Genomic DNA, 26,586 nt, shown 5'->3' with positions numbered 1-26,586 from the left:
GTTGCGCATGGCAGCGGACGGACGTAGGACGCCAGCATGACTCGCCTGATCCGTTTCAACAAGCCCTTCGATGTGCTGCCGCAATTTACCGATGCCGGAACCGACGGCAGCCCGAGGTCGACCCTCAGCGCCTATATCGATTGTCCGGGCGTCTACCCGGCCGGACGGCTGGACCGCGACAGCGAAGGGCTGATGCTGCTGACGGATGACGGCAGGTTGCAGGCCTGGATCAGCGATCCGAAGCACAAGCTGGAAAAGACATATTGGGTGCAGGTCGAAGGCCAGATTGATGCGCAGGCGCTTGCAGCCTTGCGCCAGGGGGTCGAGCTGAAGGACGGGTTGACCCGCCCTGCGACGGCCCGCGCTATCGAAGAGCCGGAGGGGCTCTGGGCGCGGACCCCTCCGATCCGGGCGCGAAAATCGGTGCCGACCTCCTGGCTCGAACTGCGCATCGCGGAAGGACGCAATCGCCAGGTGCGCCGGATGACGGCGGCTGTGGGCTACCCGACCCTGCGGTTGATCAGATATGCAATCGGAGCCTGGACGTTGGACGGGCTGACGCAGGGACGGTGGGAGGTGCTTGACCCACCGCGCATTCCCGGGCCGCCAAAACCCGCGCAGAAACCGCCCCGCCGGAAAGCACTCACCGCCACAAGACCACAGTCCGACAAATCCGGCGCGCCCAACCAAACGTCTCCGCGCCGGAAACCGCGTTCAAAAACAAAGCGCTGAGCGGCAGATCAGAGGCTCAGCTTGTCCCGCATGAACGCCAGCGCCACGCTCAACCCGTCCGGGGCAATTCCATGGGCTGTGTCTTTCATCACATGGGCAAAGACGTCCTGGAACCCGGCGTCCTGCAGCGCCTGCGCCGCTTCGGGCAGCGACTGTGGCGGCACCACATCATCCTGATCGCCGTGCACCAACAACACCGGCATCCGGCTCACGACCTCGTCCTGGAAGGTCTCGGGCGAGAGCAGACGCCCGGAAAAGGCAACGATGCCCGCAACAGCATCCTCGCGTCGCGGTGCCACATGCAGGCTCATCATAGTGCCCTGCGAAAAGCCGAACAGAACCACCTGTTCCGGCAGCAGATCCTCATCAACCATCAGCGCATCGAGAAAGGCGTTCAGGTCCTCCACCGCCGCCATCATACCCCGCATGGATTCCTCTTCCGAGGAGCCGTCGATCCAGGGGATTGGGAACCATTGGAACCCGAACGGCGCCCCGGCGCAGGCCTCCGGCGCATCCGGCGCCACAAACAATGTGTCCGGCAGGTGCTCTGCCAGCGGATCGGCCAGCCCCAAAAGGTCGGCGCCATTCGCACCGTAGCCGTGTAAAAACACCACCGCCGAGCGGGTTTCGCCAGACAGCGCCTCTTTGCGGCCGGCGTTCAAAACTCGAGTCATCGGATCCCTTCCCTGTCCTTTGCCACATGGTAATAGGCCCACAAAAGCCGCGCTGCAACTGACCGCCAGGGGGACCAGTCCTCGGCCATCTGGCGCAGCTCTCTTTCCTTGGGACGTGCGGGGAGATCAAACAGCAATCGTGCGGCCTCCTGCAGGGCAAGATCACCGGGCGCGAAAACATCTGCCCGCCCGAGGGAGAACATGGCGTAGATTTCCGCGGTCCAGACCCCAATCCCCGACACCTGCGTCAGTTCAGCGATCACATCTTCGGTTTCTCTGCCGCGCAAGCCTTTGAAATCGATGCGGGCTTCGGCCAGGGCGCGGGCGTAGCGAATTTTCTGGCGGCTCAGCCCCACCGCACGCAGGTCGTCATCGCTGGCCCGAAGGATCTTGCGCGGCCCCGCCAGATTCGCCTGTTGCAGACGGTTCCAGATTGCGTTGGCTGAGGCCACGCTGACCTGCTGGCTGACGATCGCGCTCAGCAATTGGGCAAAGCCGTCGGGTTTGCGCCGCAACGGCAGCGGACCGGTGAGCATCAGCGCATCGCCAAAGCGGCGATCCTGCTCCGCCAGCCATGCTGCCCCCTCTGCCACGCAGGCGGGCGTCTCGATGATGCGGTCAGTCGTCATTCGGGCAGAGGCTCAAAAATTGTATCGGTGCATTGCACGTGGCTTGTTCCTTCCCCTGTACAGGTTTACGCAATCGCCATGACTATGCCCCTTTCCGTCTCCGACGACCACGTCGCAAAACGCAATGTTCTGATTTTGGTGCTCGCGCAGGCCTTTTTGGGCGCGCAAATGCCGATGATTTTCATCGTTGGCGGTTTGGCCGGTCAATCGCTTGCCAGCAATCCCTGCCTCGCGACCCTGCCGATTTCACTGATTGTCGCCGGATCAATGATCTCGGCCACGCCGATTTCGGCGATCATGCAACGATACGGGCGCAGCATCGGCTTCGTGGTCGGCGCAATCGGCGGGGCCCTTGGCGGTCTGATCGGAGGATACGGGCTCTATCTCGGGTCTTTCCCGGTCTTTCTGATTGGCAGTTTCATGACCGGTATCTACATGAGCGCGCAGGGTTTTTATCGCTTTGCCGCGGCCGATACCGCGTCCGACAGCTACCGGCCCAAGGCGATTTCCTATGTCATGGCGGGCGGGCTGTTGTCGGCCATCGTCGGCCCGCAGCTGGTCAAGGCCACCAGCGACGCCTTTGTGATTCCGTTCCTCGGCACCTATCTGGCGGTGATCGCCGTCAATGTGGCCGGGGTCGGGCTCTTTGCCTTCCTGCGCATACCGCGCCCCGAGGCGCCAAAGGAAGACACCCCAAAAGGCCGCAGTCGATTGGAGCTGTTGCAGACGCCGACCATCGCCGTGGCGGTGATTTGTGCGATGGTGTCCTATGCGCTGATGAACCTGGTGATGACCTCGACGCCGCTTGCGGTTGTCGGTTGCGGCTTCTCCCAGAACCGGGCTGCGGATGTGGTCACCAGTCACGTGCTGGCGATGTATGTCCCCTCCTTCTTTACCGGCCATCTGATCGCGCGGTTTGGCGTTGAAAAAATCGTCGGCGCGGGATTGGTCATCCTGTCATGCGCCGGCGCGGTGGCGCTTCAGGGGGTTGAGATCGGCAACTTCTTTCTCGCGCTGGTGCTGTTGGGGATCGGCTGGAACTTCGGGTTCATCGGTGCCACCACCATGCTGGCGAGCGCCCATGAACCCTATGAACGCGGCCGTATGCAGGGGTTGAACGACCTGTTGGTCTTTGGCGGTGTCACAATGGCGTCACTGGCGTCGGGTGGGCTGATGAACTGTTCCGGTGGCAATGCGGTTGAGGGCTGGACCGCGGTGAATATGGCCATGGCGCCTTTCCTGATGCTGGCCGGCGGCGCGCTCTTGTGGCTGGTTCTCAAGGCCCGCCCCCAAAAGGGCTGAGACGGCTACCAGCGTCCGGTGCCGGCCTGCCACATCAGCGATAGCCGGGTGCGAAACTCCGAGCGCCCGAGGGTTCCCGCCGCCACCCGGCCTGGATCGCAGAGCACCTGCCGTAGAGTGGACTCCGCCTGCCACCCCGCCAACAGCGCAGGACGGCTGACGGCCGAGACCAGCGCACGGTCCTTGCGCGCCTGTGCCAATCGGTCCAACCCGCGTTCCGCCAGCTCCCGCACCCCTTTTTCGGTCCCATCCAGGAGCGGCACCCGCTTTTGCGCCTCCAGTTCCGGAATGGCGCGCAAGAAATTGGCCAGTCCGACCCCATAGGCATAGGCCCGGACTACGCGCTCTTCGGCGGGCCCGAGCGAGGCCGCGGCCATCCACATCAAGCCGCCGGATGTTGCGTCAATATACCGATCGAACGCGGCTTCATCCTCGAATGGGTCGCGGTAGATATCCCAGCGCCGAGCCTCTGCCATCGCGTCGATCGCCTGTGCGGCGGCGGGATCAAGGAGCCGGGCCAGCGGCGTTGCCACGAAATGCCGCCGCACGGGCGCGCCGGAGGCAATTTCGCCCCCCACATCGCGCCACCACTGAACCCGCATCTCGGCAATCATGCTCTCCTGACTGGCCCAAGGCGCCCGCGACATCTCGATATTGAAGGCATAGAGCGCAAACAGCAGCGGCCGCGCGGTGACCGGCGCCGCCATCGTCGCCCTGAACCGCTCCGGGTCGCCCTTGTGGACGGCCTCGGCGCAGGCCGTCAGGTCGTCGTCAAACTGCATCCACCGCCCCTGCCCTGTCGTCGCGCAACAACTTCCAGTTCATGGCATCCAGAAGCGCCTCGAAGGAGGCATCGATGATGTTCGCGCTGACACCGACCGTGGACCAGCGCCGCCCCCTGCTGTCTTCGCTGTCGATGATGACACGGGTCACCGCCTCGATCCCGCCCTGGGTGATCCGCACCTTGAAGTCGACCAGCCGCATGTCGTCCAGAACCTGCGAATAGCGCCCAAGATCCTTCCGCAGCGCCTTGGCCAACGCATTGACCGGCCCCCGGTCGCTGCCAGTCTCATCCATCGACTCGCTGACAGAAAGGAGCTTCTCCCCATCCACTTTCACGACCACGACCGCCTCGGACAGGCTGACCATCTTGTTGTACTTGTTCTTGCGCCGCTCCACCGTGACCTTGTAGCGTTTCACCTCGAAGTAGCTCGGCAACTGTCCCAGCTCATCCCGGGCCAGCAGTTCAAAGGAGGCCTGGGCCGTATCGTATGAATATCCCTCGGCCTCGCGATCCTTGACCCGATCGAGGATCCGGGCCAGCGCCGGATCGCCCTTTTCCACCGCCAGCCCCGCCTCGGCCAGCCGCTTGCGCAGGTTGGATTGCCCGGCCTGGTTCGACATCGGAATGATACGGGAATTGCCGACCACCGACGGATCCACATGTTCATAGGTCGAGGGGTCCTTCAGGATCGCGCTCGCATGCAGCCCCGCCTTATGCGCAAAGGCCGAGGCCCCCACATAGGGCGCCTGCTTTTGAGGCACCCGGTTCAGGATCTCGTCCAGCATCCGGCTCGCATTCGTCAGCCGGGACAGGGCCGCCTGCGGGACTCCGGTTTCATAGGCGCTCTTGTAGGGCTCTTTCAGCAGCAATGTCGGGATCAATGTCGTCAGATTCGCATTGCCGCAGCGCTCTCCCAGACCATTGAGGGTGCCCTGTATCTGGCGGACACCGGCATCCACTGCTGCCAGCGAACAGGCGACCGCGTTTTCGGTGTCGTTGTGGGTGTGGATACCGAGCTTGCTGCCGGGAAATCCGGCCGCGATGACCTCGGTGACGATGCGGTGGATCTCTCTGGGCAGGCTGCCACCATTGGTGTCGCATAGAACGATCCAACGCGCGCCCGCGTCCAGTGCGGCGCGACAGGCGGCGAGCGCATAGTCCGGATTGGCTTTATAGCCGTCAAAGAAGTGCTCCGCATCAAACAGGGCCTCGCGCCCCTGCGCCACAAGATGCGCCACCGATTGGGCAATATTCACGAGGTTTTCCTCCAGCGTGATGCCCAATGCCGCGGTCACATGATAGTCATGGGACTTTCCCACCAGGCAGACGCTTTTGGTCGAGGCATTCATCACCGCTGCGAGCACCTCGTCATTTTCGGCTGAACGTCCCGCCCGTTTGGTCATGCCAAAGGCCGTCAGCCGGGCACGGGTCTCGGGCGCCTCGTCGAAAAACGCGCTGTCGGTGGGGTTGGCGCCGGGCCAGCCGCCTTCGATGTAGTCCACACCTAGGTCGTCAAGCGCCTGGGCGATCTTCTTTTTTTCCGAAGTTGAGAACTGCACGCCTTGGGTCTGCTGGCCATCCCTGAGCGTAGTGTCATACAGATAGAGCCTCTCAGGCATCACAGCGCCTCCAGTTTGGCGGCGTCGAAGCCGGGTCCGGGCAGCAGTTCCACTGCGGTCTTGGACATGCGCACCTCAAGGCCCGCCTTCGTGTAGGCGGCTTTCAGGCGGTCCACTTCCGAGAAATCTTTGCTGGCCATTGCCGCCTGGCGTGCCTCAGCCAGCCGTGCCTCATGGGACGAAAGATCCACCGAAGGCGCTTTGGCCCAGGCGCCCAATTCATCAGTCAGCATCCCAATCAGACGCGCCGACGCCAGCAGGGACGCAGCATCGCCAACAGTCGCCAGCCGGTGCATTTCCGAAATGGCGCCAGCGGTGTTGAGATCATCGGCGAGTGCCTCAACGACCGCGGCAGCAGCGCTGGCAGCGGGTTCGATGCCCGCTGTCAGCGCCCGCCACCTGCGCAACGTCGCTTCGGCCTCACGGGCCTTTTTCTCGGTCCAGTCCATCGGCTTGCGGTAATGGGTCTGAAGAAACACAAACCGAACCACCTCCCCCGGCACCCCCTGATCCAGCAGGTCGCGGACGGTAAAGAAATTCCCCAGGCTCTTGGACATTTTCTTGCCCTCGACCTGAAGCATTTCATTGTGCAGCCAATAATGTGCGAAGTCGCCTTCCGGATGCGCGCAGCAGCTCTGCGCAATCTCGTTTTCGTGATGCGGGAACATCAGGTCGTTGCCACCGCCGTGAATGTCGAAACTGTCCCCCAGCAGATCATGGCTCATGGCCGAACACTCGATATGCCAGCCCGGCCGCCCGCGCCCCCAGGGGCTGTCCCAGCCCGGCTGATCCGCAGCAGACGGTTTCCAGAGCACAAAATCCATCGGGTTCTTCTTGTAGGGGGCCACCTCGACCCTTGCGCCTGCAATCATGTCATCGACGGAGCGTCCCGACAGCTGTCCGTATCGGTCCTTCCAGCTGTCGACGGCAAACAGAACGTGGCCCTCCGCCTCATAGGCGTGACCCTTGCGGATCAGATCCGCAATCATCGTGACCATCTGCGGTATATAGGCCGTCGCGCGTGGCATATGGTCCGGCTCCAACGCCCCGAGAGCGCCCATATCCGCCAGAAACCACTCTGTGGTTTCGGCTGTGATCTCGGCAATCTGCCGCCCGCTTTCCTTTGCCCGCGCGTTGATCTTGTCATCCACATCGGTGAAATTTCGAGCGTAGGTGACGTGCTCTGGGCCATATATGTGACGCAACAGCCGATAGAGCACGTCAAAGACGACCACGGGACGAGCATTGCCCAGATGCGCCCGGTCGTAGACGGTCGGGCCACAGACATACATCCGCACGTTTTCCGGATCGATGGGCACAAAATCCTGTTTTGTCCGGGTTTTGGTGTTGTGCAGTTTGATCGTCGTCATGTCAGCTCCTTCGACATCAGCTCGGCCCGGCGCCACAGGTCGACCCGGAGGCCGATGCAACAGCATTGCGCGCAGCGCGGGCTTAGCAACTTGTCAGAATAAATGGAACGACAGAAACCAGCCCGCAGAACGTTCAGCAGGCAATACAGGCGGAAATGAGGGTTTCAACTCGTGTCATGAGGTCCGCCTATCACATCAGGACAAATTCGCCAAGCCCTCGGCCGATCATGGGCCGCGGTGCTAAAATCGAAACGCCGCTGTGACGCCCAATTGCCGATACTCCGGCGCCAGTGAGGGCCGCCCCTCGCCATTGTCGCCGCTGCTGAGCGAGCCCCGCAATGTCACCTGCGAGGACAGCTGCACCTCCATCCCGACACCTGGCATCGCCGGATCGTCGGCCCCGTGAAGAACGGTGCCTGCGCTGCCATCCAGCATGTAAAACCGTGGCCCGGATCCAAAGCCACCGCCGACGTGGCCGGCCCCCGTGGTCTGCTCTTCCATCCCGGCAAGCCCCTGTTCGAGGTCAAATAAATCAATAGGTGGCATATCATTCAGCGCCCGGGCGCCGATCTCCCCCGGATCCGGAAAAACCTCAGTCCGCGGCGCTGCCATCGTGCTGTCCCGGCTCCACGCGCCCAGAAAACGCCCCGACCAATCTTCGGCGCGGACAAAGGCGGGCGCAGAGGCCAACAGTCCCGCGATCATGCCGCAACGGACAATCGGGTTTGTGCCGCTGCGATGGAGAGCTTCATTCACCATGAGGGTGTCCTTCAAACTGGCGCAAGGCAGCGACGTGAATGTTCAGTTTTGGTTGGATATGGCTCGACGGAATGGTCGCATATTATGATTAACAGTTCGTTCAGATCCCGGAGTCATCGCAGGCAACGATCGCGACGCGCATACCCCCAGGCCTGCACGCCATAAAGGCCTGAGAAGATGGCGTTGCCGGGCTACGTAGGGCGCTCCACTCAGGCGCTCCATGCCGATCCCCGCCGTCGTCCGGGACTAAATTTACGTCGTTTTTCTGACGCAGGTCGCAAGTGGGACAGAATCGCCAAAAGCTCTGCGCCTAGCCTGATCCTGTTGGGAGGCGTCGCATGCAGGAACCGCTTTGCATCATCCATATCGTCAGCCGGACCATTGGTGCGGCGCGAGGGCGTGCGGCCCGGGGGCGCCCAAGGGTCACTTGATGTGTCGTCAAGCGTAATTCCCACTTCCCTGGACCGAGAGACCCCAATGACCTTTGAAAAACCTGTATCTGCAGGGCGCTCTGGCGGGCGTGCTGCCCGTCGTGCCGCCCGTTCGGCCCCTCTGACTGATGACCTCCGCGCGATCCGCCCCGGCCTGACGGGCGGCAGCCTCAAGGTGCTGACCGAGCCTGAGATCCTGCGCATCCACCACGCCGCCCTTGAGGCGCTGGAGCGTATCGGGCTGGCCGACGCTCCGGCCTCTGGTGTTGCGCGACTGACTGCGGCGGGCTGTGTGCTGGGCGATGACGGGCGTCTGCGGTTTCCGCGCGCACTGGTCGAGGATATGCTGGCGCTGGCGAACCGGTCCGTGACCCTCTGCAGCCGCGATGGCGCGACCGATCTCGACCTGAGCGGTCAGCGGGTCCATTACGGAACGGCCGGCGCGGCGGTGCATCTGGTGGATGTGGACGGCCGCCACTATCGCGACTGCACCGTTCAGGATCTCCACGATGCCGCCCGGATCTGCGATGCCCTCGACAATATCCACTTTGTGCAGCGGCCCATGGTCTGCCGCGATATCGCCGACAATCTGGAGATGGATCTCAACACCATCTATGCCTGTACCTCCGGCACCTTCAAACACATCGGCACGTCCTTTACGGATCCCGCCTATGTCGCGCCGGCGATGAACATGCTGCATATGATTGCCGGGAGTGAGGCCAGCTGGCGCGCGCGGCCGTTTGTGTCCAATTCCAACTGCTTCGTGGTACCGCCGATGAAATTTGCCACCGAGGCCTGTCTGGTGATGGAGGGCTGCATCCATGCGGGCATGCCCGTGCTGTTGCTGTCGGCCGGCATGGCCGGGGCGACGGCGCCGTCCACCGTCGCGGGTGCAATCGTTCAGGCGGTCGCCGAATGTCTTGCCGGGGTGGTTTACGTAAACACGCTAAAGCCCGGACACCCCACAATTTTTGGCACCTGGCCCTTCGGCCTTGATTTGCGGACGGGGGCCATGACCGGCGGCTCGGGAGAGCAGGCCCTGCTCAGCGCCGGCTGCGCGCAGATGCATCACTTCTATGGGCTTCCGGGTGGCGCGGCGGCCGGAATTGCCGACAGCAAACTGCCCGACATGCAGGCCGGATGGGAACAGATGTGCTCCAATGTCATGGCGGGGCTCTCGGGGTTGAACATGATCTACGAGGCTGCGGGCATGCATGCGTCCCTTCTGGGCTTCTGTCACGAAAGCCTTGTGCTGGGGGACGATCTGATCGGTCAGGCCTTGCGCTGCGTGCGCGGGATCGAAGTGACGGATGAGACGCTCGCGCTCGATCAGATGGCCGAGGTTTGTCTGGGCGGCAGCGGTCACTATCTTGGCACCGGCCAGACGCTCAACCGGATGCAGCGCGACTATGTCTATCCGACGCTCGGCGACCGCACCTCGCCAAAAGAATGGGTGGAACGGGGCAAACCGGATCTTGTGGCGCGCGCCACCGCACGCAAGGAGGCGATCCTTGCACAGCGCGCTCCGGCCCGGTTTGCGCCCGATCTGGACCTGCGGCTCCGGGACAACTTCCGGATCCACCTGTCGGCATAGCCCTGTTTCAGACACAAAAAGACCCCCTCTGTGACAGAGGGGGTCAGTTTCGCCGATCAGGCTCTTTTCATTGACCGCCCGGTGTTTTTTCTTGCCTGGTCCATCTCGGCGTATGGAGCGAGCGCACCCGCTCCAGACATCAATCAAAAGCGCCGGTCACGCTCTCGATGGGGTTGAAGGCACGCAATACGCACGTATCTCCTGTTTCGTCGGGGAGCGCGCGGATCTTCTGCCGTCCCCTACGCATCGCCAATGTGGAAAGCCCCACGGATGCGGTGTCGTGTGCCGGCGCGGGTCGCGCCGGGAAATCGCCCTAGCTGCAGCCCGAAGTGGAGCCGCAGGTGTTGCATTTCATGCAGGTGCCGTTGCGCACCAACGTGTAGTTGCCGCATTCTCCGCAAGGATCGCCCTCATAGCCCTGCATCTTTGCCTTTGTGCGCGCGTCCATGCCTGTCGGAACCGAGGCCTCGCCTGCCTCCGGGACCAGGGTCTGCAGGGCGGCAACCGGATCGGTGCCGGGGGTGAGCGCGGTGACCGCAACGCTGGTCTGACCGCCCTGAAAGACTACAAGCTCCTGTGGCAGACGCTTGCGCAGATAGCCCGTCGATGAGATTTGTTTCAGAACTTCCAGGGACTTGGACGCGGCGCCGTCACTCAGCTCTGACAGATTGGAGAGCCCCTCTTCTGCGTCGCCCCGGCCGAGGTCATCAAAGCTGGCCCCTTCCGGTTTCACATGAGCGAGATCGGTCCGGTCGAGGTAGGACACCGCCAGTTCCCGGAACACATAGTCGAGGATGGAGGTCGCGTTCTTGATCGAGTCGTTGCCCTGAACCATGCCGGCGGGTTCAAACTTGGTGAAGGTGAAGGCGTCGACGAACTCCTCCAGCGGCACGCCATATTGCAGCCCGACCGAGACGGCGATGGCAAAGTTGTTCATCATCGCCCGAAAGCCTGCGCCTTCCTTGTGCATATCGATGAAGATCTCGCCGAGTGTGCCGTCCTGATATTCGCCGGTGCGCAAATAGACCTTGTGTCCCCCGACCACTGCTTTTTGGGTATAGCCCTTGCGGCGTTGGGGCATCTTGGTGCGGTGGGACTTCAGCACCTCCTTGACGACGATCTTCTCTACGATCTTTTCCGCCAGTGTCGTGACTTTTTCCGGCACCGATCCGCTCTCGAGGATCTCGGCGGCCTCGTCGTCATTTTCAACAAGCGACGCGGCCAGAGGCTGGCTGAGTTTTGAACCATCGCGATACAAGGCATTCGCCTTCACGCCCAACGACCAGCTCAACTCATAGGCCTTCAGACAGTCTTCGATCGAGGCCGAGTTGGCCATGTTGATGGTCTTGGAAATTGCCCCGGAGATAAAGCTCTGCGCCGCGGCCATCATCCGAATATGGCTCTCAACGTTCAGATAACGCTTGCCTTTTTTGCCACAGGGATTGGCGCAGTCAAAGATCGCGTAGTGTTCTTCCTTGAGGAAGGGCGCCCCTTCCAATGTCATCGTGCCACAGACGTGATCATTCGCCGCATCGATGTCGGATTTGGTGAAGCCAAGGTGGCGCAAAAGATCAAAAGTCGGATCGGTCAGCTTGTCGGTGGGAATGCCCAGAACACCGGTGCAGAACTCTTCGCCCAAGGTCCATTGGTTGAACACGAACCGGATGTCAAAGGCGCTCTCGAGGGCGGCGTCGATCTTGGCCAGCTCATTGGGTCCGAACCCATGCCCGGTGAGGGAGGTATGGTTGATGCCCGGCGCATTGCCGATGGATCCGTGACCAACCGCGTAAGAGACGATTTCCTCGATCTGCGAGGAGGAATACCCCAGCCCTTCGAGGGCGGACGGAACCGAGCGGTTGATGATCTTGAAATAGCCACCGCCTGCGAGCTTTTTGAATTTCACCAGGGCAAAGTCCGGCTCAATCCCGGTGGTGTCGCAATCCATCACCAGACCGATGGTGCCGGTGGGGGCAATCACGGTGGATTGCGCGTTCCGGTATCCATGTTTCTCGCCAAGGCTGACCGCCTCGTCCCATGCGCTCATGGCCAGCTCGGTCAGCCGTGCATCGGGGCAGTTCTGAAGATCGAGCGGCACCGGTTTGACGGTCAGCCCGTCATAACCTTCGGTGGCGCCATAGGCCGCATTCCGGTGGTTGCGCATCACCCGCAGCATATGCTCGGCGTTGCGTTCGTATCCGGCAAAGGCACCCAGCTCGGAGGCGACCTCGGCAGAGGTGGCATAGGCCACACCGGTCATGATCGCGGTCAGCGATCCGCAGAGCGCCCGTCCCTCGTCGCTGTCATAGCTGTAGCCCATGTTCATCAGCAGGCCGCCGATATTGGCATAGCCAAGGCCCAGGGTCCTGAAATCATAGGACAGTTGCGCAATTTCCTTGGACGGGAACTGCGCCATCATGACCGAGATTTCCAGCGTCAGCGTCCACAGGCGGCAGGCGTGCATGAAATCTTCTGCCTGGAACACCCCATCCTTGAGGAAGGTCAGCAGGTTCAGCGAAGCCAGATTGCAGGCTGTATCGTCCAGGAACATGTATTCCGAGCACGGGTTGGAGCCACGGATTTCGCCGTCTTCGGGACAGGTATGCCATTCGTTGACGGTGTCATGAAACTGGATGCCCGGATCGGCGCAGGCCCAGGCCGCATGGCCGACCTTTTCCCACAGATCCCGCGCTTTCACGGTCTTGGCGACCTTGCCGTCTGTGCGGTTGAGCAACTCCCAGTCGGCGTCCTTCTTGATCGCGTGCAAAAACGCGTTGGTCACCCGAATGGAGTTGTTGGAGTTCTGGCCGGACACGGAGCTATAGGCCTCGGAGTCCCAATCGGTGTCATAGGTCGGGAACTCGATACTGTCATAGCCCTGTTTGGCATAATCCAGCACCCGTTTGATGTAGGTCTCTGGAATTGCGACTTTCTTGGCTTCGCGGATCGCGGTCTTCAGGGCGGGGTTCTCGGCCGGATCATAGGCGTCCTCGGCCAGACCATCCCAGCTGCGCAGAGCTGCAAAAATGCCGTTGAGCATCTTCTCATGCATCTTGGATCCGGCGACGATGGAGGCAACTTTCTGCTCTTCCAGCACCTTCCAATCGATGAATTGTTCAATATCGGGGTGGTCAGCATCGACGATGACCATCTTGGCCGCGCGGCGTGTGGTACCGCCGGATTTGATCGCGCCGGCTGCCCGGTCGCCGATTTTCAGGAACCCCATCAGGCCGGACGATTTGCCCCCGCCGGAGAGCTTTTCCCCTTCTGCCCGCAGGTGGCTGAAGTTGGTGCCGGTGCCGGAGCCGTATTTGAACAGGCGGGCCTCGCGCACCCAGAGATCCATGATGCCGCCGTCCTGCACCAGATCATCAGAGACAGATTGAATGAAACAGGCGTGCGGCTGCGGATGCTCGTAGGCACTGTTGGATTTTGTCAGCTTGCCGGTCTTGTAATCGACATAGTGGTGCCCCTGCGCAGGGCCGTCGATGCCATAGGCCCAATGCAATCCGGTGTTGAACCACTGCGGGGAATTCGGCGCCGCGCGCTGGCTGGCGAGCATATAGCGCATCTCGTCGAAATACGCGCGGGCGTCCTCTTCTGAGGAGAAGTAGCCGCCCTTCCAGCCCCAGTAGGCCCAGGCCCCCGCAAGCCGGTCAAAGACTTGTTTGGAGGAGGTTTCACCGCCGAACTCTACGTCGTCATCCGCAGGCACAGAGCGCCACAGGAACGACGGTACGTCTTTTTCCCGCACCTTCTTCAGGCGCGAGGGCACTCCGGCTTTGCGAAAATATTTCTGCGCGATCACATCGCTGGCAACCTGGCTCCAGCTGGAGGGAACTTCGATGCCTTCCTGGCGGAAGACGATGGTGCCATCCGGGTTGCGGATTTCAGATGTGGCGCCGACGAACTTCAAAGCAGCGTAAGCGTCCTGACCTGCTTTGGTAAAATGACGTTCAATTCTCATGGCCACATCCGTTCCGTTCTGTCTCGTATTGTCGTTCTGATGCACAGGCACCAACCTCACTTGCCGCCTGCGGCCGAGCAAAAGACGCCTCGCAAAGCGATGGGATGCCCCACGCTCCTGGACCATATACCGGCCCGATTTCAGCGGTTTTGCTCGAAGAGCTGCTTTGGGGGTTGGCGTAAATATATCTCAATATCTAGTGCTGACCCCAGCGACAGCCACAATGTCGCGTAAGTCCCCCTAGATGGTCAACGGCAAAAATCTCTTTTTTTGGGATTCAAATCTGTTGACCATCTCAACCGTTTCGAGGGTCAGACTGCGCCCCGATTCATCCACAGGTCGATGGGTCGAATAGGGTTCTTATGATGTGGGTTAATGGAATGTAAAAACTTGCGGTCTGGGAGGGGTTTGCCGGAGCAAGGTGATTTGGATCGGGCGGGACTGGCCGCAACAGATTGGCGGCGGCCGAAGGTGTCATGACGCGCGACCAGCTCGCAAATCATGATCGGCAGAGCCGCAACACTCGGCCGCCGGAAGAAACTCAACGCAAAAAAAAGCAGCGGCGGTTGTTGGCCCTGACGCGCAGCAGAGCCAGTTGGTAAATGAATGGTAAATATCGCAGATCGGATGATGGCGAATCCCCGCCTACTCACGGGTCCGATTCTGACGGATCCTCCGGGGCGTTCCCCCCGGATGTGGGACCCTGATGTGGGTCCTACGGATCAACGACCGCAAAAGCGGCTTGAGGAAGAGGGATCTGATCCCCAAATACGGTCAAACATCCCCGGCAATGCCGGGAGTGTTTGATCTCGTATTTAGTAGAAGTGGTCGGGGCGGCGAGATTCGAACTCACGGCCCCCTGTACCCAAAACAGGTGCGCTACCAGACTGCGCCACGCCCCGGACCGTGCGCCTTCCTATCGCTAAGGTTCTGGATTGAAAAGCCCTAACAGGGCCAAATTGCGCGTTCTTGCAAAAAAACTTCATGGCGCATCTGGCTGCCGACCGTGATCCCGTATGTCTCGACAATACCGGCGTTCACTTCGAGCACCACCAGCACCTTATCGCCACCGGGAATCGGGGTCAGATCGCCGGGAACGGCATTCTGATGGATGTGGCTGACGGTGCCGTCGGCTTCGACAAAGATCATATCAAGGGGAATCAATGTGTTCTTCATCCAGAAGGCCACACGCTGCGGGTGCTCGTAGACAAAGAGCATGCCATCACGAGCGGGCATCTCGGCCCGGTACATCAGGCCCATCGCACGGCCGCCGGGGGTATCAACCACCTCGACCCCGAAGCGCGCCTCGCCCCAGGGCCCTCTGAGGTCAACCTGATCGCGTTGACACGCAGCCTGAACAGAAACCGCAGACAGCCACAGCAAGACAGCTCCGGCGACAGAGCCGACCTGCACGGGCCTCAGGCCTCTTTCTTCTGGGTGGAACTGGCTATCTCCCAGGCGAGCACTTCCACGGCCATGCGGCCTCGTTTGCCATCGATCACCCGCATGGCAAGCGCCTCGCCGGACTGAACATCGGACAGACCGGATTGACGCAGGATCTCCACATGAAGGAACACGTCCTCCTCGCGGCCAAAGACATTGGCAAATCCGAACCCTTTTGCCTTGTCGAACCATTTGACGCGGGCCGGCTCCAGCGGGCTGTTGCTCAGCTCCACCGCGTCAAGATCCGCAAGATCGCTCAGGACCGGTGTGTCATCCCGTTCGGGAGGCGCAATGGCGACAATCTCAACCGCCTGAACCCCGCGGTCCGTGCGATGAGTGACCACTTCGATTTCCGAGCCATCCGCAATGGAGCTCTGCCCAAAGTTTCGCAGAACATTCACGTGCAAAAGGATGTCAGGCCCATCATTAGGACATTTGATGAACCCATACCCTTTGGTTGGATCGAACCATTTCACGCGTCCACGGACTTGTTGCAAGCTGCTTAGATCTTCGGCCACTAAAATATTCCACAGGTTCGAGTGTTGATTTCCGTGTTGCCTATCTAACTGCGCGATTTCGACACAACAATTCAAGAGCAAAAAAGTCGGAATTTATAGAGTTAACTAAGTCCGTTACGTTACAAAACGTCAAGGACTTAGTCTGGTTACCGACCAATTTTCACCCGGCTTCCTGCGGCGCCAGGTAAATCGGTCATGAAGACGGAACGCCCCATCTGCCCAAAATTCGATCTCAACCGGGGTCAATCGGTAGCCTCCCCAGAAATGGGGACGTTTGGGATTCGGTCCCTTCAGCGCCGTCACTTTCGCGACTTCGGCCATCAGGGCCCCTCTGGAGGCCAGAGGTTGCGATTGTTTCGATGCCCAGGCACCGATCCGGCTCTTGAGAGACCGGGAGTTGAAGTAGGCGTCGGCCTGGGGGCCGTTTTCCTTTTCCACGTGACCGCGTACTCTGATCTGCCGCCGCAGGGATTTCCAATGCATCACAAAGGCTGCGGTGCCGCTGCTGTCCAGCTCGCGGGCCTTGGCGCTTTCGTAATTGGTATAGAACACAAAGGCTGCGCTTTCGATTTCCTTCAGCAAAACCATACGGGAATTGGGCATCCCCGATGCATCCACCGTCGCAAGAGCGATGGCGTTCGGGTCGTTGATTTCACTCGCCTCTGCTTCCGCCAGCCAGCTGCGGGCGATGTCAAAGGGATCGTCTCCGGCGAACAATCCTTCTCGGTCCGACATAATTTCCCTGTCTTAGTCTTTGCTTTGGTCTCAGCCCGGTTTGGTCTAAGTCTTTGCCACTTGTCATTCCCACCGGGCGTCAACTTCAATGCGTGTTTGCCGTTAACCTAATGGCATTTTTCCACGATTGAAAGACCAGAGCACAGTGTCCACCCTTGAAGCGATGCCCACAGCGGGCTAAAGGACGTTCCATTAACGGATCACAGGCGGAGAACCTGCATGTCTACTCAACTGATGGCCGGGAAGCGTGGCCTGATCATGGGCCTTGCGAACGACAAATCCATTGCGTGGGGCATTGCCAAGGCCTGCGCCGAGGCCGGAGCGCAACTGGCGTTTTCCTATCAGGGCGATGCATTGCGCAAACGCGTCGATCCGCTGGCCGCGCAACTCGGCAGCGATCTGGTGCTGCCCTGTGATGTGGGGGACGAGGCGTCGATAGACGCTCTGTTTGCGGCGCTTGAGGAAAAATGGGGCAAGCTCGACTTCGTGGTCCATGCCATCGGCTTTTCCGACAAGACCGAACTGCGGGGTCGCTACGTCGATACCAGCCGCGCCAATTTCACCATGACCATGGACATTTCCGTCTATTCCTTCACGGCGGTTGCCAAACGGGCCGAGAAGATGATGACCGACGGTGGGTCGATGCTGACGCTGACCTACTACGGCGCCGAGCAGGTCATGCCACATTATAATGTGATGGGCGTGGCCAAGGCAGCGCTGGAGGCTTCGGTGAAATATCTGGCCGAAGATCTGGGCAAGGACGGCATTCGCGTCAATGCGATTTCGGCAGGCCCGATCAAGACATTGGCCGCCTCGGGGATTGGCGACTTCCGCTACATCATGAAATGGAACGAGTATAACTCGCCGCTGCGCCGTAATGTGACGACAGACGATGTCGGCAAATCCGCGCTGTATCTGTTGTCGGACCTGGCTTCGGGCGTGACCGGCGAAAACCTGCATGTGGATGCCGGCTACCATGTGGTGGGCATGAAGGCCGTTGACGCCCCCGATATCGAGAAAGGCTGACGCCAAATGAGCACCAAGGACCCGAACCGTCTGCCCCATGAAAAGGGGTTTCATATCTCATGGGATCAAATCCACCGCGACAGCCGCGCGCTTGCGTGGCGGCTTGACGGGCTGGGTCCGGACAATGGCCACTGGCGCGCGGTCGTAGCGATCACCCGTGGCGGTATGGCGCCCGCGATGATTGTCAGTCGCGAGCTGGATATTCGCACCGTCGACACCATCAGCGTCCGCTCCTATCACCATCAATCGCAGGGCGAAGTTCAGGTGCTGAAGGCGCCGGATGCCACTCTGATGGGCGATGGCGAAGGCATATTGATCATCGACGACCTTGTGGACAGTGGCAAGACGTTGGAACTGGTGCGGAAAATGTACCCAAAGGCGCATTTCGCCACCGTTTATGCCAAGCCCAAGGGGCGCCCGATGGTGGATACGTTCATCACCGAAGTCAGCCAGGACACCTGGATTTTCTTCCCCTGGGACATGGCGTTGCAATATGTGGAACCCTATCGCGGCACCGACTGAGCACGCCCCCCAACTCCACCCGCAGCTCCAGTCACTCCATCCAAAGCGCGTTTCCATCGGGAGCGCGCTTTTTCTTTGATATCCGGTCGTTGCGCTCTTGCAAGCCGGACGCGAAGACCTCCTAATGCTGAAGGCCCACCGGGCCGAAAGACATAGATGACTGTTGAAGGACCGCAGCCGATGCCGCTCGCCAGAACCGAAGCGACCTTTGTTTCCCCAATTGTCGAATCCCGCCGCTGGCTTCAGGGGCTGACGTTTTCCGACGACGCACCCTTGTTGAACCTGAGCCAGGCCGCCCCCGCCGACCCGCCACCAGACGGATTGCGGCAGGCCATGGCCGAGGCCGTCCTGCATCAGACCAGCGCCCATCTCTATGGTCCGGTGCTTGGCAATGATGATCTGCGGGCCGCGCTGGCCGCGCAGATGAGCCGCCACTACGACGCGACGGTGCGTGCGGATGAAACCGCGATCACATCCGGCTGCAATCAGGCCTTTGCGGCGACCATCGCCAGCCTCTCTGGCGAAGGCGATGAGGTCATCCTGCCAACGCCCTGGTATTTCAACCACAAGATGTGGCTGGATATGCAGGGCGTGACCACCCTGCCCCTGCCCGTCGGGGCCGGTATGCTGCCAGAGGTCGCCCGCGCCGAAGCCATGATCACCGAACGCACCCGCGCCATTGCGCTGGTGACGCCGAACAATCCATGCGGTGTGGAATATCCCGCCGACTTGCTCGACGGGTTTTTCGATCTGGCGCGGCGTCACGGGCTGACGCTGATCGTGGACGAGACCTACCGGGACTTCGACAGCCGCAGCGGGGCTCCGCATCGGCTGTTTCAAACCGAAGGATGGCAGGATACGCTCGTTCATCTTTATTCGTTCTCAAAGGCCTACCGGCTGACCGGGCACCGTGTGGGCGCCATCGCGACCGGCAGGGCGCGGTTGATGGAAATGGAGAAATTTCTCGACACCGTCACCATCTGCCCCGCTCAGGTCGGACAGATCGGGGCCACCTGGGGCATTGAAAACCTGGATCAGTGGCTGGCGGGCGAACGCGCTGAAATCCTCGACCGGCGCGCCGCCATCGAGGAGGGGTTTGCTCCGTTGGCTGAGAAGGGCTGGACCCTGTTGGGCGTGGGGGCCTATTTCGCCTATGTGGCGCACCCCTTCGATCAGAGCGCCGACGTGATCGCGCAAAAGTTGTTGAAAGAGGCCGGTGTTCTGCTTCTTCCGGGCACGATGTTCTCGCCGGAGGACGCGCCAGAGGGGCAACGTCAGTTCCGGGTGGCCTTTGCCAATGTCGACCGCGCCGGGATCTCGGAAATGCTGCGTCGGCTCGCGGATTTCACCGGATAACGCCGAACCACCGATATCCCTCCCCCATCCGCCCTCTGTGCTTGCTCCTGCTGGAACAGACGCGTATTCAGGGCGGCAACAGCACAATGCCGACCCTATCGGCAGCATCAGGCCGCCCGGGCCGAAACCGGCAGGGCGCGCCGCAGAAGACGAATATAAAAGGGCCGCAGGCATGAAAAACCTCTCCAAGACCTTCGTTTGGATCCTCATGGGTCTGTTGTTCGTGGGGCTTGCGGGCTTCGGCGCGATCAATGTGACCGGCACCACCCGCACCCTCGCCACCGTGGGGGAGGCTGACGTCAGCGTCGACGACTATGCGCGCGCCCTGCAACAGGAACAACGCGCCATTCAGGCCCAGTCGGGCCAATCCATCCCCCTCAGCCAGCTGATCGCAATGGGGGTCGACCGCAGCGTCCTGTCCCGTCTGGTCGCCACCGCCGCACTGGATGACGAGATGCAATCCATCGGCCTGTCCGTGGGCGACGAAACGCTGCTGGCGGAAATCACCGAGATCCAGGCCTTCCACGGCTCTGACGGCACATTCAGCCGCGACGCTTACAAGTTTGCGCTGCAGAACGCGGGCCTGTCTGAAACCGAATTCGAAGAGGACATGCGCGCCGAAACCGCCCGCACCTTGCTGCAGGGCGCGATCATCGGTGGCGCCCGCATGCCTGAGGTTCTCGGCGATACACTCACCGGCTACATCGGTGCGCGCCGCAGTTTCCGCTATGTGCGCCTGTCCGAAGACGGGGTGATCCTCCCCATGGTCGAGCCCACCGAGGAGCAGCTTCGCGCCTTCTACGACGCCAATATCGACGACTTCACCCTGCCGGAGACCAAGGTCATCACCTATATCTCCCTCAGCCCCGAGACCCTGATGGATGAGGTCGAGGTGGATGAAACCGCCCTGCGCGCCCTCTATGAAGAGCGGGACGCCGAATTCAATGTGCCGGAGCGCCGTCTGGTGGAGCGTCTCGTTTTTTCCGACCAGGAAGCCGCGGCGACGGCCATGGCCCAGTTGGAACTCGGCGGGACGAGCTTTGAAACACTGGTCGCGGACCGGGGCCTGTCGCTGGGCGATGTGGATCTTGGCGATCTGGCGCAGGGCGATCTCGGCGGCGCGGCAGAGGCGGTCTTTGCCGCTGATATCGGCGCGGTGGTCGGCCCCCTGCCCTCTGATCTGGGACCGGCGCTGTTCCGGGTGAATGGTGTTCTGGACGCAAAGTCCACGAGCTATGACGACGCCTTGCCGACCCTGCGCGAAGAACTGGCGATGGACCGCGCCCGCCGGGTGATTGAAACCCGCGCCGAAGGGCTCGATGATCTGCTGGCCGGGGGCGCAACGCTCGAAGAGCTGGCCGAGGAGGAACCGGGCGTGGAGTTGGGACAGCTGGACTGGACCGCGACCACCACCGATGGCATTGCCGCCTATGACGAGTTCCGCGATGCGGCGCAGGCGCTGACGGCCGATGATTTCCCCGCCGTAGCCTTTCTCGATGACGGGAGCCTCTTTGCCCTGCGTCTGAACGAGATCCTGCCGCCGCGACCGGAACCCTTTGACACCGCCCGTGACCGGGTCACCGAAGCGGTCAAGGCCGACCGCCTTGCCAGCGCTCTTGCGGCCCAGGCCGAAGACCTGAAAGCTGCCGCCGAAGCCAACGGCGGTGAGTTCCCGGAGGGCTCTGACGTGGTCACCGAGACCGGGTTGACGCGCACGGCCTACCTCGACCTGACGCCTGTTGACCTGATGAATGAGGTTTTCGGGATGGAGCCTGGCGAACTTCGCGTAGTCTCCGGCGCCGAGGGCACTGTGGTGGTGCGCCTGGACGAGGTTCTGCCGGCAGATGACAGCGACGACATGCAGTTCCTGTCGCAGGCGCTTGGCGAGCAGCTCGACCAATCTCTGTCGTCGGAGTTGTTCCAGATCTACATGCAGTCGGTGCAGGCCAACGCGCGTCCGCAGATCAACCAGCAGGCCGTGAATGCCGTTCACGCGTCCTTTCAGTAACCTGAGTTCAAGGCGCACCGCCCCATGGTCCTGATTCCCGATTTCGATACTTTCGCCAAATCCTATGAAGCCGGCGAAAACCAAGTGGTCTACACGCGGCTGGCGGCGGATCTGGACACGCCCGTTTCGCTGATGCTGAAGCTCACCGGCGCCCAAAAGGATGCCTTCATGCTGGAATCGGTGACCGGGGGCGAGGTGCGCGGCCGGTATTCGATCATCGGCATGAAGCCGGACCTGATCTGGCAGGCCCGGGGCGAGACGTCCGAGATCAACCGGGCCGCACGCTTTGATCCCGATGGCTTCGTGCCGCAACTCGGCAACCCGCTCGACACGCTACGGGCGCTGTTGGCCGAGAGCCGCATTGATCTGCCCGAAGATCTGCCCCAGGCCGCCGCAGGTCTGTTCGGCTATCTCGGATATGACATGATCCGCCATGTGGAGCACCTGCCCGGGGTGAACCCCGATCCGCTTGGCTTGCCCGATGCGGTGATGATCCGGCCTTCGGTGGTTGCGGTGCTCGACGGGGTCAAGGGCGAGGTGACGGTGGTCTCGCCGGCCTGGGTCAGCGACGGCCAATCCGCGCGGGCGGCCTATGCGCAGGCGGCCGAACGGGTGATGGATGCGGTGCGGGATCTGGAACGCGCCATGCCCGCAGAGACCCGCGATCTCGGCGAGGCGCATGAGGTGGCCGCGCCGGTGTCCAATTTCACCAAGGACGCCTATATGGCGGCGGTGGAAAAGGCCAAGGACTACATCCGCGCCGGCGACATATTTCAGGTGGTTCCGGCCCAACGCTGGACGCAGGAGTTCTCTCTGCCGCCCTTTGCGCTCTATCGCAGCCTGCGGCGCACCAACCCGTCGCCGTTCATGTTCTATTTCAACTTCGGCGGTTTTCAGGTGATCGGTGCCTCGCCGGAAATCCTCGTGCGGGTGTTCGGCAATGAGATCACCATACGGCCGATCGCAGGCACCCGCCCCCGTGGCGCGACGCCGGAAGAGGACAAGGCGTTGGAGCAGGACCTGCTGGCGGATAAAAAGGAGCTGGCCGAGCATCTGATGCTGCTGGATCTGGGCCGGAACGATGTCGGTCGTGTGGCCCGCATCGGCACCGTGCGCCCGACCGAGGAGTTCATCATCGAACGCTACAGCCACGTGATGCATATCGTGTCCAACGTCGTCGGGGAATTGCACGAGGACAAGGACGCATTGGATGCCTTCTTTGCAGGCATGCCGGCGGGCACTGTCTCCGGTGCGCCCAAGGTGCGGGCGATGGAAATCATCGACGAACTCGAACCGGAAAAACGGGGGGTCTACGGTGGCGGTGTCGGCTATTTCAGTGCCGGTGGCGACATGGATATGTGCATCGCCCTGCGCACCGCGATCGTGCAGGATCAAAAGCTCTATATTCAGGCCGGCGGTGGCGTCGTTTACGACAGTGACCCCGAGGCGGAATATATGGAGACCGTGCACAAATCCAACGCGATCCGGCGGGCTGCTGCGGATGCGTCTCGGTTCACCGGTCAGGGCAATCGCTGATCGCCGATGCGACTGGCGAGCGGATATGCCGGTCGCTATTCGCCCACCGGTTCCAGCAACCGGCTGAGACTGGCCGAGACCGGGACCAGCGACACGCGACTGGCGCGATCCTGCAGCCCCCAGATCAACAGCGCTGAAATCGTGTCGGGTTTCAGCCGTCCCAGCATCACCACTGCGCCCTCCTGACCGGCACGGAACGCGGCCTGATCAAGAAAGCGCCGCATCGCGCGGGGATCCTGGCCTGCGCCGTCAAAATCGCGGAAAACCACCCCCGCCGGGACGCCATCCCGCAGCGCCATCTTCTGCACCGTGTTGAGACCATTGTCCTGAAACACCAGCCCGTAGCCGGCATCGGCCGCAATCGCCGAGATCTGATCGGCCAGTTCCCGATTTCCCTGCACGCCGGTCTCGATCCCTTCCAGCACGCCCATGGCCTCCGGCAGTCGGTCGAACCAGATCGGCAGAGCCGTTTCGGCATCCTGCGCACTGGCCTCGCGCGGGAGATCGGCAAGGATCATCACCTCGAACCCGGCCGCCCGGCGGGCCTTCATCCGCTCCGTGGCCCTGGGATCGGCAGGGTCGATGGCGAAGGTCAGCGGATAGGGGAATTGCTCCAGCGCTTCGGCCCCCACCGCGCCCTCTTCCTCGATCAGGACGATCGACATCATCGGCAGCCCAGGAGGCGCATCGGAGGGTTCGGCGTTTTTCCGGAACGGTGCGGCCGAGGCGGGGTCTGCCCCCATGCCGGTGCCGACTTCTGTGGTGGCCTTGTCGCGCTCGGTCAACGGGATCACAGGGGTGCCGACGCGCGGACCATCATTGGCTGTCGCGTCTGTGGCGCCGTTGGCCTGCGGCAGATCCGCGATCCGGCGGGTGTCCTGCGGCTCTGTGGTGCTGTCGTCTTCATCCGTGACGCTGGCCTGATCCGATTGAACCGCGGGCGCGGGGGCTGGCGTTGCGATGCTGGGCGGCAGCGTGGTGTCAGGCGCGTCGCCGAGATCAGGCGGCTCTATGGCGGCCACCAGCGGCGGGACCACGGCTGCGGTTCTGTTGTCTTCGGCGTCGCGCAGAAGCGGCCCGTCGGCGGAGGCATCCGGCGGCTGGATCACCGGGGCTGCGCTGGTCGCCGGTTCCGGCAGCCGCGCGGTTTCGGTCGGCACGCTTGGGTCGGTATGATCCGCCGGAGCGGTCAGCGTGTCCAGGCTTTCGGTGGCAACGGGCGTATCGCTCGCGGCTTGGATCTCGGGCGATGCGCCGGGGTCGGACTTGGGATCGGGGGACAGGCGACTGTCGACATCCGTCGTGACATCGGGTTTCGCGGCCGAGTCTGTGTCGATCCCTTCGGGCCCCCCGTCGCTGCCGGACGCATCCTGATCCGGGCCAACCGGCGCCGCCTCAACCAGATCCGCATCGCTTTGCGGCGTGTCGCCTGGCACAGTCCCCTCGTCCCGTGGCGCGAGGATCGGCGCAGGCGTGTCGCCCGAGACCTCAACCGGTGGATGCAGGGGGGTCGACAACGACCAGACAGCGGCCCCGGCCACTGCCACCAGTGCGCCGATGCTGACGCCTCCCAGAAATCCTCTCATGCCTGTGTCGCCTTCTGCCCTAAGCCCGTTCTGCGCTACCACCCTGTCCGAGCCTGTCCGAGCGCCCCATTCAAGCGTCCTGTCCAAGACCCTGTTCAAGCGTCCCGTCCAAGACCCGGTCGCTCTCACCTCCGGTATCTGCAGCCTCTGCGGGCCTCAGGACCGGATGTGCTCTTGACGCTGCCTTGCATCCCTGAACATGTATGGTGCGTCCACTATATCTCGGCGTGGCCCCGGCCCGCCACCCTTAAAAGAGCGTGCCAAGATGTTGCTGCTAATCGACAACTACGACTCCTTCACCTACAATCTCGTGCATTATCTCGGCGAACTCGGTGCCGAGATCGAGGTCTGGCGAAACGATGCGTTGAATGTGCAGCAGGCCATGGCGATGAACCCTGCAGGCATCCTGCTGAGCCCCGGCCCCCGCGACCCCGATCAGGCCGGGATCTGCCTGGCGCTGACCGAGGCGGCTGCCGAAACGCGGACCCCTCTGATGGGCGTCTGTCTCGGGCATCAGACCATCGGCCAATCCTTCGGCGGCAAGATCGTGCGCTGTCATGAAATCGTCCATGGCAAGATGGGCCAGGTGAATCACAGCAATTCCGGTCTTTTCAAAGGGCTGCCCTCTCCGTTTGCGGCGACGCGTTATCACTCGCTGGTGGTGGAACGCGACAGCCTTCCCGACTGCCTTGAGGTCACCGCAGAGCTGGAGGACGGCACCATCATGGGCCTGCAGCACAGAGAGCTGCCCATTCACGGCGTGCAGTTTCATCCGGAATCCATCGCCTCCGAGCATGGGCATGCGCTCCTGCAGAACTTCCTGAATGATATGAAAGTCCCGGCATGAGCACTGAATTCAAGCCACTCATCGGTGTGGCCGCAGACCGCGCCCTGACCCGAAACGAAGCCGAAACCGCCTTTTCCGCCCTGTTCAATGGCGAGGCAACGCCAAGCCAGATCGGCGGCTTCCTGATGGCCTTGCGGACCCGTGGCGAGACGGTGGATGAATATGCCGCCGCTGCCGCCGTGATGCGGTCCAAATGCCACAAGGTCACAGCGCCTGCGGGGGCCATGGATATTGTCGGCACCGGCGGAGACGGCAAGGGGACCCTGAATATTTCCACCGCGACGGCCTTTGTGGTGGCCGGAACCGGGGTGCCGGTTGCCAAACACGGCAACCGCAACCTGTCGTCGAAATCCGGTGCCGCCGATGCGCTGACGGAAATGGGCATTCAGGTCATGGTCGGCCCGGACGTGGTTGAGAAATCGCTGAACGCCTGCGGCATCGGCTTTATGATGGCGCCGATGCATCATCCCGCGATCGCCCATGTGATGCCGACCCGGCAAGAGCTGGGCACCCGCACGATTTTCAACATCCTCGGCCCGCTGACCAATCCCGCTGGCGTCACGCGACAGCTGACTGGTGCGTTCACCCGGGATCTGATCCGCCCCATGGCGGAGACACTCCGGCAGCTCGGGACCGAGAAGGCCTGGCTCGTGCACGGGTCCGATGGCACGGATGAGCTGACCATCACCGGTGTGTCCTGGGTCTCGGCGGTGAACGAAGACGGCTGCCTGTCCGATTTCGAGCTCCACCCCGAAGAAGCAGGCCTGCCCGTGCACCCCTTCGAGGCGATCCTCGGCGGCACGCCCGCGGTCAATGCGGAGGCGATGCGGGCGCTGCTGGACGGAGCACCCTCGGCCTACAGGGATGCGGTCCTGCTGAATTCAGCCGCCGCCCAGGTCGTCGCAGGCACCGTCTCCTCGCTGCGCGAAGGCGCAGAGAAAGCGGCCGAAAGCATCGATAGCGGTGCGGCTCTTGCAAAGGTAAAGGCCGTCGCCCGGATCACCTCCGGAGCGGCATAATGGCATCGAGCGACACGGTTCAGACAGGGCCCGCGCGGGCGTCCGTTCCGGAACGGATCGCGCAGGATCCGGGCCTCACTGATAGGGCCTGCGGGACCCTCGCGCGACTGCCCCTGTCCACCCTGCCGAACC

General features: G+C 62.0%; 21 protein-coding genes and 1 tRNA gene. 10 read left to right on the top strand and 12 right to left on the bottom strand.

Annotation, left to right across the window (positions count from 1 at the left end; genetic code table 11):
• Positions 1-36: 36 nt before the first annotated feature.
• On the top strand, positions 37-732 hold the full coding sequence (locus tag FGE21_RS05135; protein WP_139662217.1) for a pseudouridine synthase: 696 nt from the start codon (positions 37-39) through the stop codon (positions 730-732).
• A gap of 8 nt (positions 733-740) precedes the next feature.
• On the opposite strand, the gene FGE21_RS05130 is transcribed toward FGE21_RS05135, so the two are convergent.
• Together FGE21_RS05130 and FGE21_RS05125 are read right to left on the bottom strand one after the other, a co-directional pair.
• On the bottom strand, positions 741-1,406 hold the full coding sequence (locus FGE21_RS05130) for an alpha/beta hydrolase (protein WP_139662216.1): 666 nt from the start codon (positions 1,404-1,406) through the stop codon (positions 741-743).
• Positions 1,403-2,035, bottom strand: a complete 633-nt coding sequence (locus FGE21_RS05125) for a DNA-3-methyladenine glycosylase (protein ID WP_139662215.1) — start codon at positions 2,033-2,035, stop codon at positions 1,403-1,405. Before FGE21_RS05125 ends, FGE21_RS05130 begins: the two co-directional genes overlap by 4 nt.
• A gap of 78 nt (positions 2,036-2,113) precedes the next feature.
• Here FGE21_RS05125 and FGE21_RS05120 point away from each other — a divergent pair, with 78 nt between their 5' ends.
• The gene (locus tag FGE21_RS05120; RefSeq protein WP_139662214.1) at positions 2,114-3,337 is read left to right on the top strand and encodes an MFS transporter; all 1,224 of its coding nucleotides are present in this window, start codon (positions 2,114-2,116) and stop codon (positions 3,335-3,337) included.
• 5 nt (positions 3,338-3,342) lie between these two features.
• Here FGE21_RS05120 and FGE21_RS05115 read toward each other — a convergent pair whose 3' ends face one another.
• The 4 genes from FGE21_RS05115 to FGE21_RS05100 all read right to left on the bottom strand — a co-directional run bounded on the left by FGE21_RS05115 (position 3,343) and on the right by FGE21_RS05100 (position 7,869).
• Positions 3,343-4,119 (bottom strand): squalene/phytoene synthase family protein, encoded by a 777-nt coding sequence (locus tag FGE21_RS05115; RefSeq protein WP_139662213.1) that lies wholly within the window; start codon positions 4,117-4,119, stop codon positions 3,343-3,345.
• On the bottom strand, positions 4,109-5,740 hold the full coding sequence (cimA, locus tag FGE21_RS05110) for a citramalate synthase (protein WP_139662212.1): 1,632 nt from the start codon (positions 5,738-5,740) through the stop codon (positions 4,109-4,111). The genes FGE21_RS05115 and cimA overlap by 11 nt, the downstream gene beginning before the upstream one ends.
• Entirely contained in the window at positions 5,740-7,110 is a 1,371-nt protein-coding gene (cysS, locus tag FGE21_RS05105) for a cysteine--tRNA ligase (RefSeq protein WP_139662211.1), read from the bottom strand. The genes cimA and cysS overlap by 1 nt, the downstream gene beginning before the upstream one ends.
• Before the next feature lie 240 nt (positions 7,111-7,350).
• A complete protein-coding gene (locus tag FGE21_RS05100) occupies positions 7,351-7,869 on the bottom strand; it encodes a hypothetical protein (RefSeq protein ID WP_139662210.1) in 519 nt (172 codons plus the stop codon).
• Between the two features lie 477 nt (positions 7,870-8,346).
• Here FGE21_RS05100 and FGE21_RS05095 point away from each other — a divergent pair, with 477 nt between their 5' ends.
• Positions 8,347-9,894: a trimethylamine methyltransferase family protein gene (locus FGE21_RS05095; RefSeq protein WP_139662209.1), complete on the top strand. Its 1,548-nt coding sequence runs from the start codon at positions 8,347-8,349 to the stop codon at positions 9,892-9,894.
• A 313-nt stretch (positions 9,895-10,207) separates the two neighbouring features.
• Here the strand turns inward: FGE21_RS05095 and FGE21_RS05090 are convergent, their stop codons facing one another.
• The 5 genes from FGE21_RS05090 to pdxH form a co-directional block, all read right to left on the bottom strand.
• The gene (locus FGE21_RS05090; protein WP_139662208.1) at positions 10,208-13,858 is read right to left on the bottom strand and encodes a vitamin B12-dependent ribonucleotide reductase; all 3,651 of its coding nucleotides are present in this window, start codon (positions 13,856-13,858) and stop codon (positions 10,208-10,210) included.
• 825 nt (positions 13,859-14,683) lie between these two features.
• Positions 14,684-14,760: transfer RNA gene (locus tag FGE21_RS05085), tRNA-Pro, on the bottom strand.
• A 43-nt stretch (positions 14,761-14,803) separates the two neighbouring features.
• The gene (locus tag FGE21_RS05080) at positions 14,804-15,271 is read right to left on the bottom strand and encodes a DUF192 domain-containing protein (protein ID WP_255731370.1); all 468 of its coding nucleotides are present in this window, start codon (positions 15,269-15,271) and stop codon (positions 14,804-14,806) included.
• A 5-nt stretch (positions 15,272-15,276) separates the two neighbouring features.
• Positions 15,277-15,819, bottom strand: a complete 543-nt coding sequence (locus tag FGE21_RS05075) for a cold-shock protein (RefSeq protein ID WP_139662207.1) — start codon at positions 15,817-15,819, stop codon at positions 15,277-15,279.
• 129 nt (positions 15,820-15,948) lie between these two features.
• Positions 15,949-16,554: a pyridoxamine 5'-phosphate oxidase gene (gene pdxH / locus FGE21_RS05070; RefSeq protein WP_139662206.1), complete on the bottom strand. Its 606-nt coding sequence runs from the start codon at positions 16,552-16,554 to the stop codon at positions 15,949-15,951.
• A 219-nt stretch (positions 16,555-16,773) separates the two neighbouring features.
• On the opposite strand from pdxH, the gene fabI reads away from it, so the two are divergent.
• The 5 genes from fabI (at position 16,774) to trpE (ending at position 23,002) form a co-directional block, all read left to right on the top strand.
• Positions 16,774-17,580: an enoyl-ACP reductase FabI gene (gene fabI, locus FGE21_RS05065; RefSeq protein WP_139662205.1), complete on the top strand. Its 807-nt coding sequence runs from the start codon at positions 16,774-16,776 to the stop codon at positions 17,578-17,580.
• Positions 17,581-17,586: 6 nt separating this feature from the next.
• Complete coding sequence (gpt, locus tag FGE21_RS05060; RefSeq protein WP_139662204.1) at positions 17,587-18,102, top strand: xanthine phosphoribosyltransferase; 516 nt, start codon at positions 17,587-17,589, stop codon at positions 18,100-18,102.
• A gap of 180 nt (positions 18,103-18,282) precedes the next feature.
• Positions 18,283-19,458, top strand: coding sequence for an aminotransferase (locus tag FGE21_RS05055; protein ID WP_139662296.1), 1,176 nt, complete (start codon positions 18,283-18,285; stop codon positions 19,456-19,458).
• A gap of 172 nt (positions 19,459-19,630) precedes the next feature.
• On the top strand, positions 19,631-21,466 hold the full coding sequence (locus FGE21_RS05050; protein ID WP_139662203.1) for a peptidyl-prolyl cis-trans isomerase: 1,836 nt from the start codon (positions 19,631-19,633) through the stop codon (positions 21,464-21,466).
• A gap of 24 nt (positions 21,467-21,490) precedes the next feature.
• A complete protein-coding gene (gene trpE / locus FGE21_RS05045) occupies positions 21,491-23,002 on the top strand; it encodes an anthranilate synthase component I (RefSeq protein WP_139662202.1) in 1,512 nt (503 codons plus the stop codon).
• Between the two features lie 35 nt (positions 23,003-23,037).
• Here the strand turns inward: trpE and FGE21_RS05040 are convergent, their stop codons facing one another.
• On the bottom strand, positions 23,038-24,588 hold the full coding sequence (locus FGE21_RS05040; RefSeq protein ID WP_139662201.1) for a divergent polysaccharide deacetylase family protein: 1,551 nt from the start codon (positions 24,586-24,588) through the stop codon (positions 23,038-23,040).
• A 265-nt stretch (positions 24,589-24,853) separates the two neighbouring features.
• On the opposite strand from FGE21_RS05040, the gene FGE21_RS05035 reads away from it, so the two are divergent.
• Together FGE21_RS05035 and trpD are read left to right on the top strand one after the other, a co-directional pair.
• Positions 24,854-25,435 (top strand): aminodeoxychorismate/anthranilate synthase component II, encoded by a 582-nt coding sequence (locus FGE21_RS05035; protein WP_139662200.1) that lies wholly within the window; start codon positions 24,854-24,856, stop codon positions 25,433-25,435.
• Positions 25,432-26,454, top strand: coding sequence for an anthranilate phosphoribosyltransferase (gene trpD / locus FGE21_RS05030; RefSeq protein ID WP_139662199.1), 1,023 nt, complete (start codon positions 25,432-25,434; stop codon positions 26,452-26,454). The genes FGE21_RS05035 and trpD overlap by 4 nt, the downstream gene beginning before the upstream one ends.
• The last annotated feature ends 132 nt before the right edge of the window (positions 26,455-26,586 follow it).

Origin of the sequence: Phaeobacter sp. B1627 (genome assembly GCF_006265095.1) — a bacterium.
In the GTDB taxonomy this organism is placed as follows: domain Bacteria; phylum Pseudomonadota; class Alphaproteobacteria; order Rhodobacterales; family Rhodobacteraceae; genus Epibacterium.
This window is presented reverse-complemented; position numbering and strand designations above follow the sequence as displayed.

What these genes read in the sequence shown, in the direction of transcription:
- FGE21_RS05135 (WP_139662217.1), top strand. Translation starts at nt 37, where the DNA reads ATGACTCGCCTGATCCGTTTCAACAAGCCCTTCGATGTGCTGCCGCAA.
- FGE21_RS05130 (WP_139662216.1), bottom strand. Translation starts at nt 1,406, where the DNA reads ATGACTCGAGTTTTGAACGCCGGCCGCAAAGAGGCGCTGTCTGGCGAA.
- FGE21_RS05125 (WP_139662215.1), bottom strand. Translation starts at nt 2,035, where the DNA reads ATGACGACTGACCGCATCATCGAGACGCCCGCCTGCGTGGCAGAGGGG.
- FGE21_RS05120 (WP_139662214.1), top strand. Translation starts at nt 2,114, where the DNA reads ATGACTATGCCCCTTTCCGTCTCCGACGACCACGTCGCAAAACGCAAT.
- FGE21_RS05115 (WP_139662213.1), bottom strand. Translation starts at nt 4,119, where the DNA reads ATGCAGTTTGACGACGACCTGACGGCCTGCGCCGAGGCCGTCCACAAG.
- cimA (WP_139662212.1), bottom strand. Translation starts at nt 5,740, where the DNA reads ATGCCTGAGAGGCTCTATCTGTATGACACTACGCTCAGGGATGGCCAG.
- cysS (WP_139662211.1), bottom strand. Translation starts at nt 7,110, where the DNA reads ATGACGACGATCAAACTGCACAACACCAAAACCCGGACAAAACAGGAT.
- FGE21_RS05100 (WP_139662210.1), bottom strand. Translation starts at nt 7,869, where the DNA reads ATGGTGAATGAAGCTCTCCATCGCAGCGGCACAAACCCGATTGTCCGT.
- FGE21_RS05095 (WP_139662209.1), top strand. Translation starts at nt 8,347, where the DNA reads ATGACCTTTGAAAAACCTGTATCTGCAGGGCGCTCTGGCGGGCGTGCT.
- FGE21_RS05090 (WP_139662208.1), bottom strand. Translation starts at nt 13,858, where the DNA reads ATGAGAATTGAACGTCATTTTACCAAAGCAGGTCAGGACGCTTACGCT.
- pdxH (WP_139662206.1), bottom strand. Translation starts at nt 16,554, where the DNA reads ATGTCGGACCGAGAAGGATTGTTCGCCGGAGACGATCCCTTTGACATC.
- fabI (WP_139662205.1), top strand. Translation starts at nt 16,774, where the DNA reads ATGTCTACTCAACTGATGGCCGGGAAGCGTGGCCTGATCATGGGCCTT.
- gpt (WP_139662204.1), top strand. Translation starts at nt 17,587, where the DNA reads ATGAGCACCAAGGACCCGAACCGTCTGCCCCATGAAAAGGGGTTTCAT.
- FGE21_RS05055 (WP_139662296.1), top strand. Translation starts at nt 18,283, where the DNA reads ATGCCGCTCGCCAGAACCGAAGCGACCTTTGTTTCCCCAATTGTCGAA.
- FGE21_RS05050 (WP_139662203.1), top strand. Translation starts at nt 19,631, where the DNA reads ATGAAAAACCTCTCCAAGACCTTCGTTTGGATCCTCATGGGTCTGTTG.
- trpE (WP_139662202.1), top strand. Translation starts at nt 21,491, where the DNA reads ATGGTCCTGATTCCCGATTTCGATACTTTCGCCAAATCCTATGAAGCC.
- FGE21_RS05040 (WP_139662201.1), bottom strand. Translation starts at nt 24,588, where the DNA reads ATGAGAGGATTTCTGGGAGGCGTCAGCATCGGCGCACTGGTGGCAGTG.
- FGE21_RS05035 (WP_139662200.1), top strand. Translation starts at nt 24,854, where the DNA reads ATGTTGCTGCTAATCGACAACTACGACTCCTTCACCTACAATCTCGTG.
- trpD (WP_139662199.1), top strand. Translation starts at nt 25,432, where the DNA reads ATGAGCACTGAATTCAAGCCACTCATCGGTGTGGCCGCAGACCGCGCC.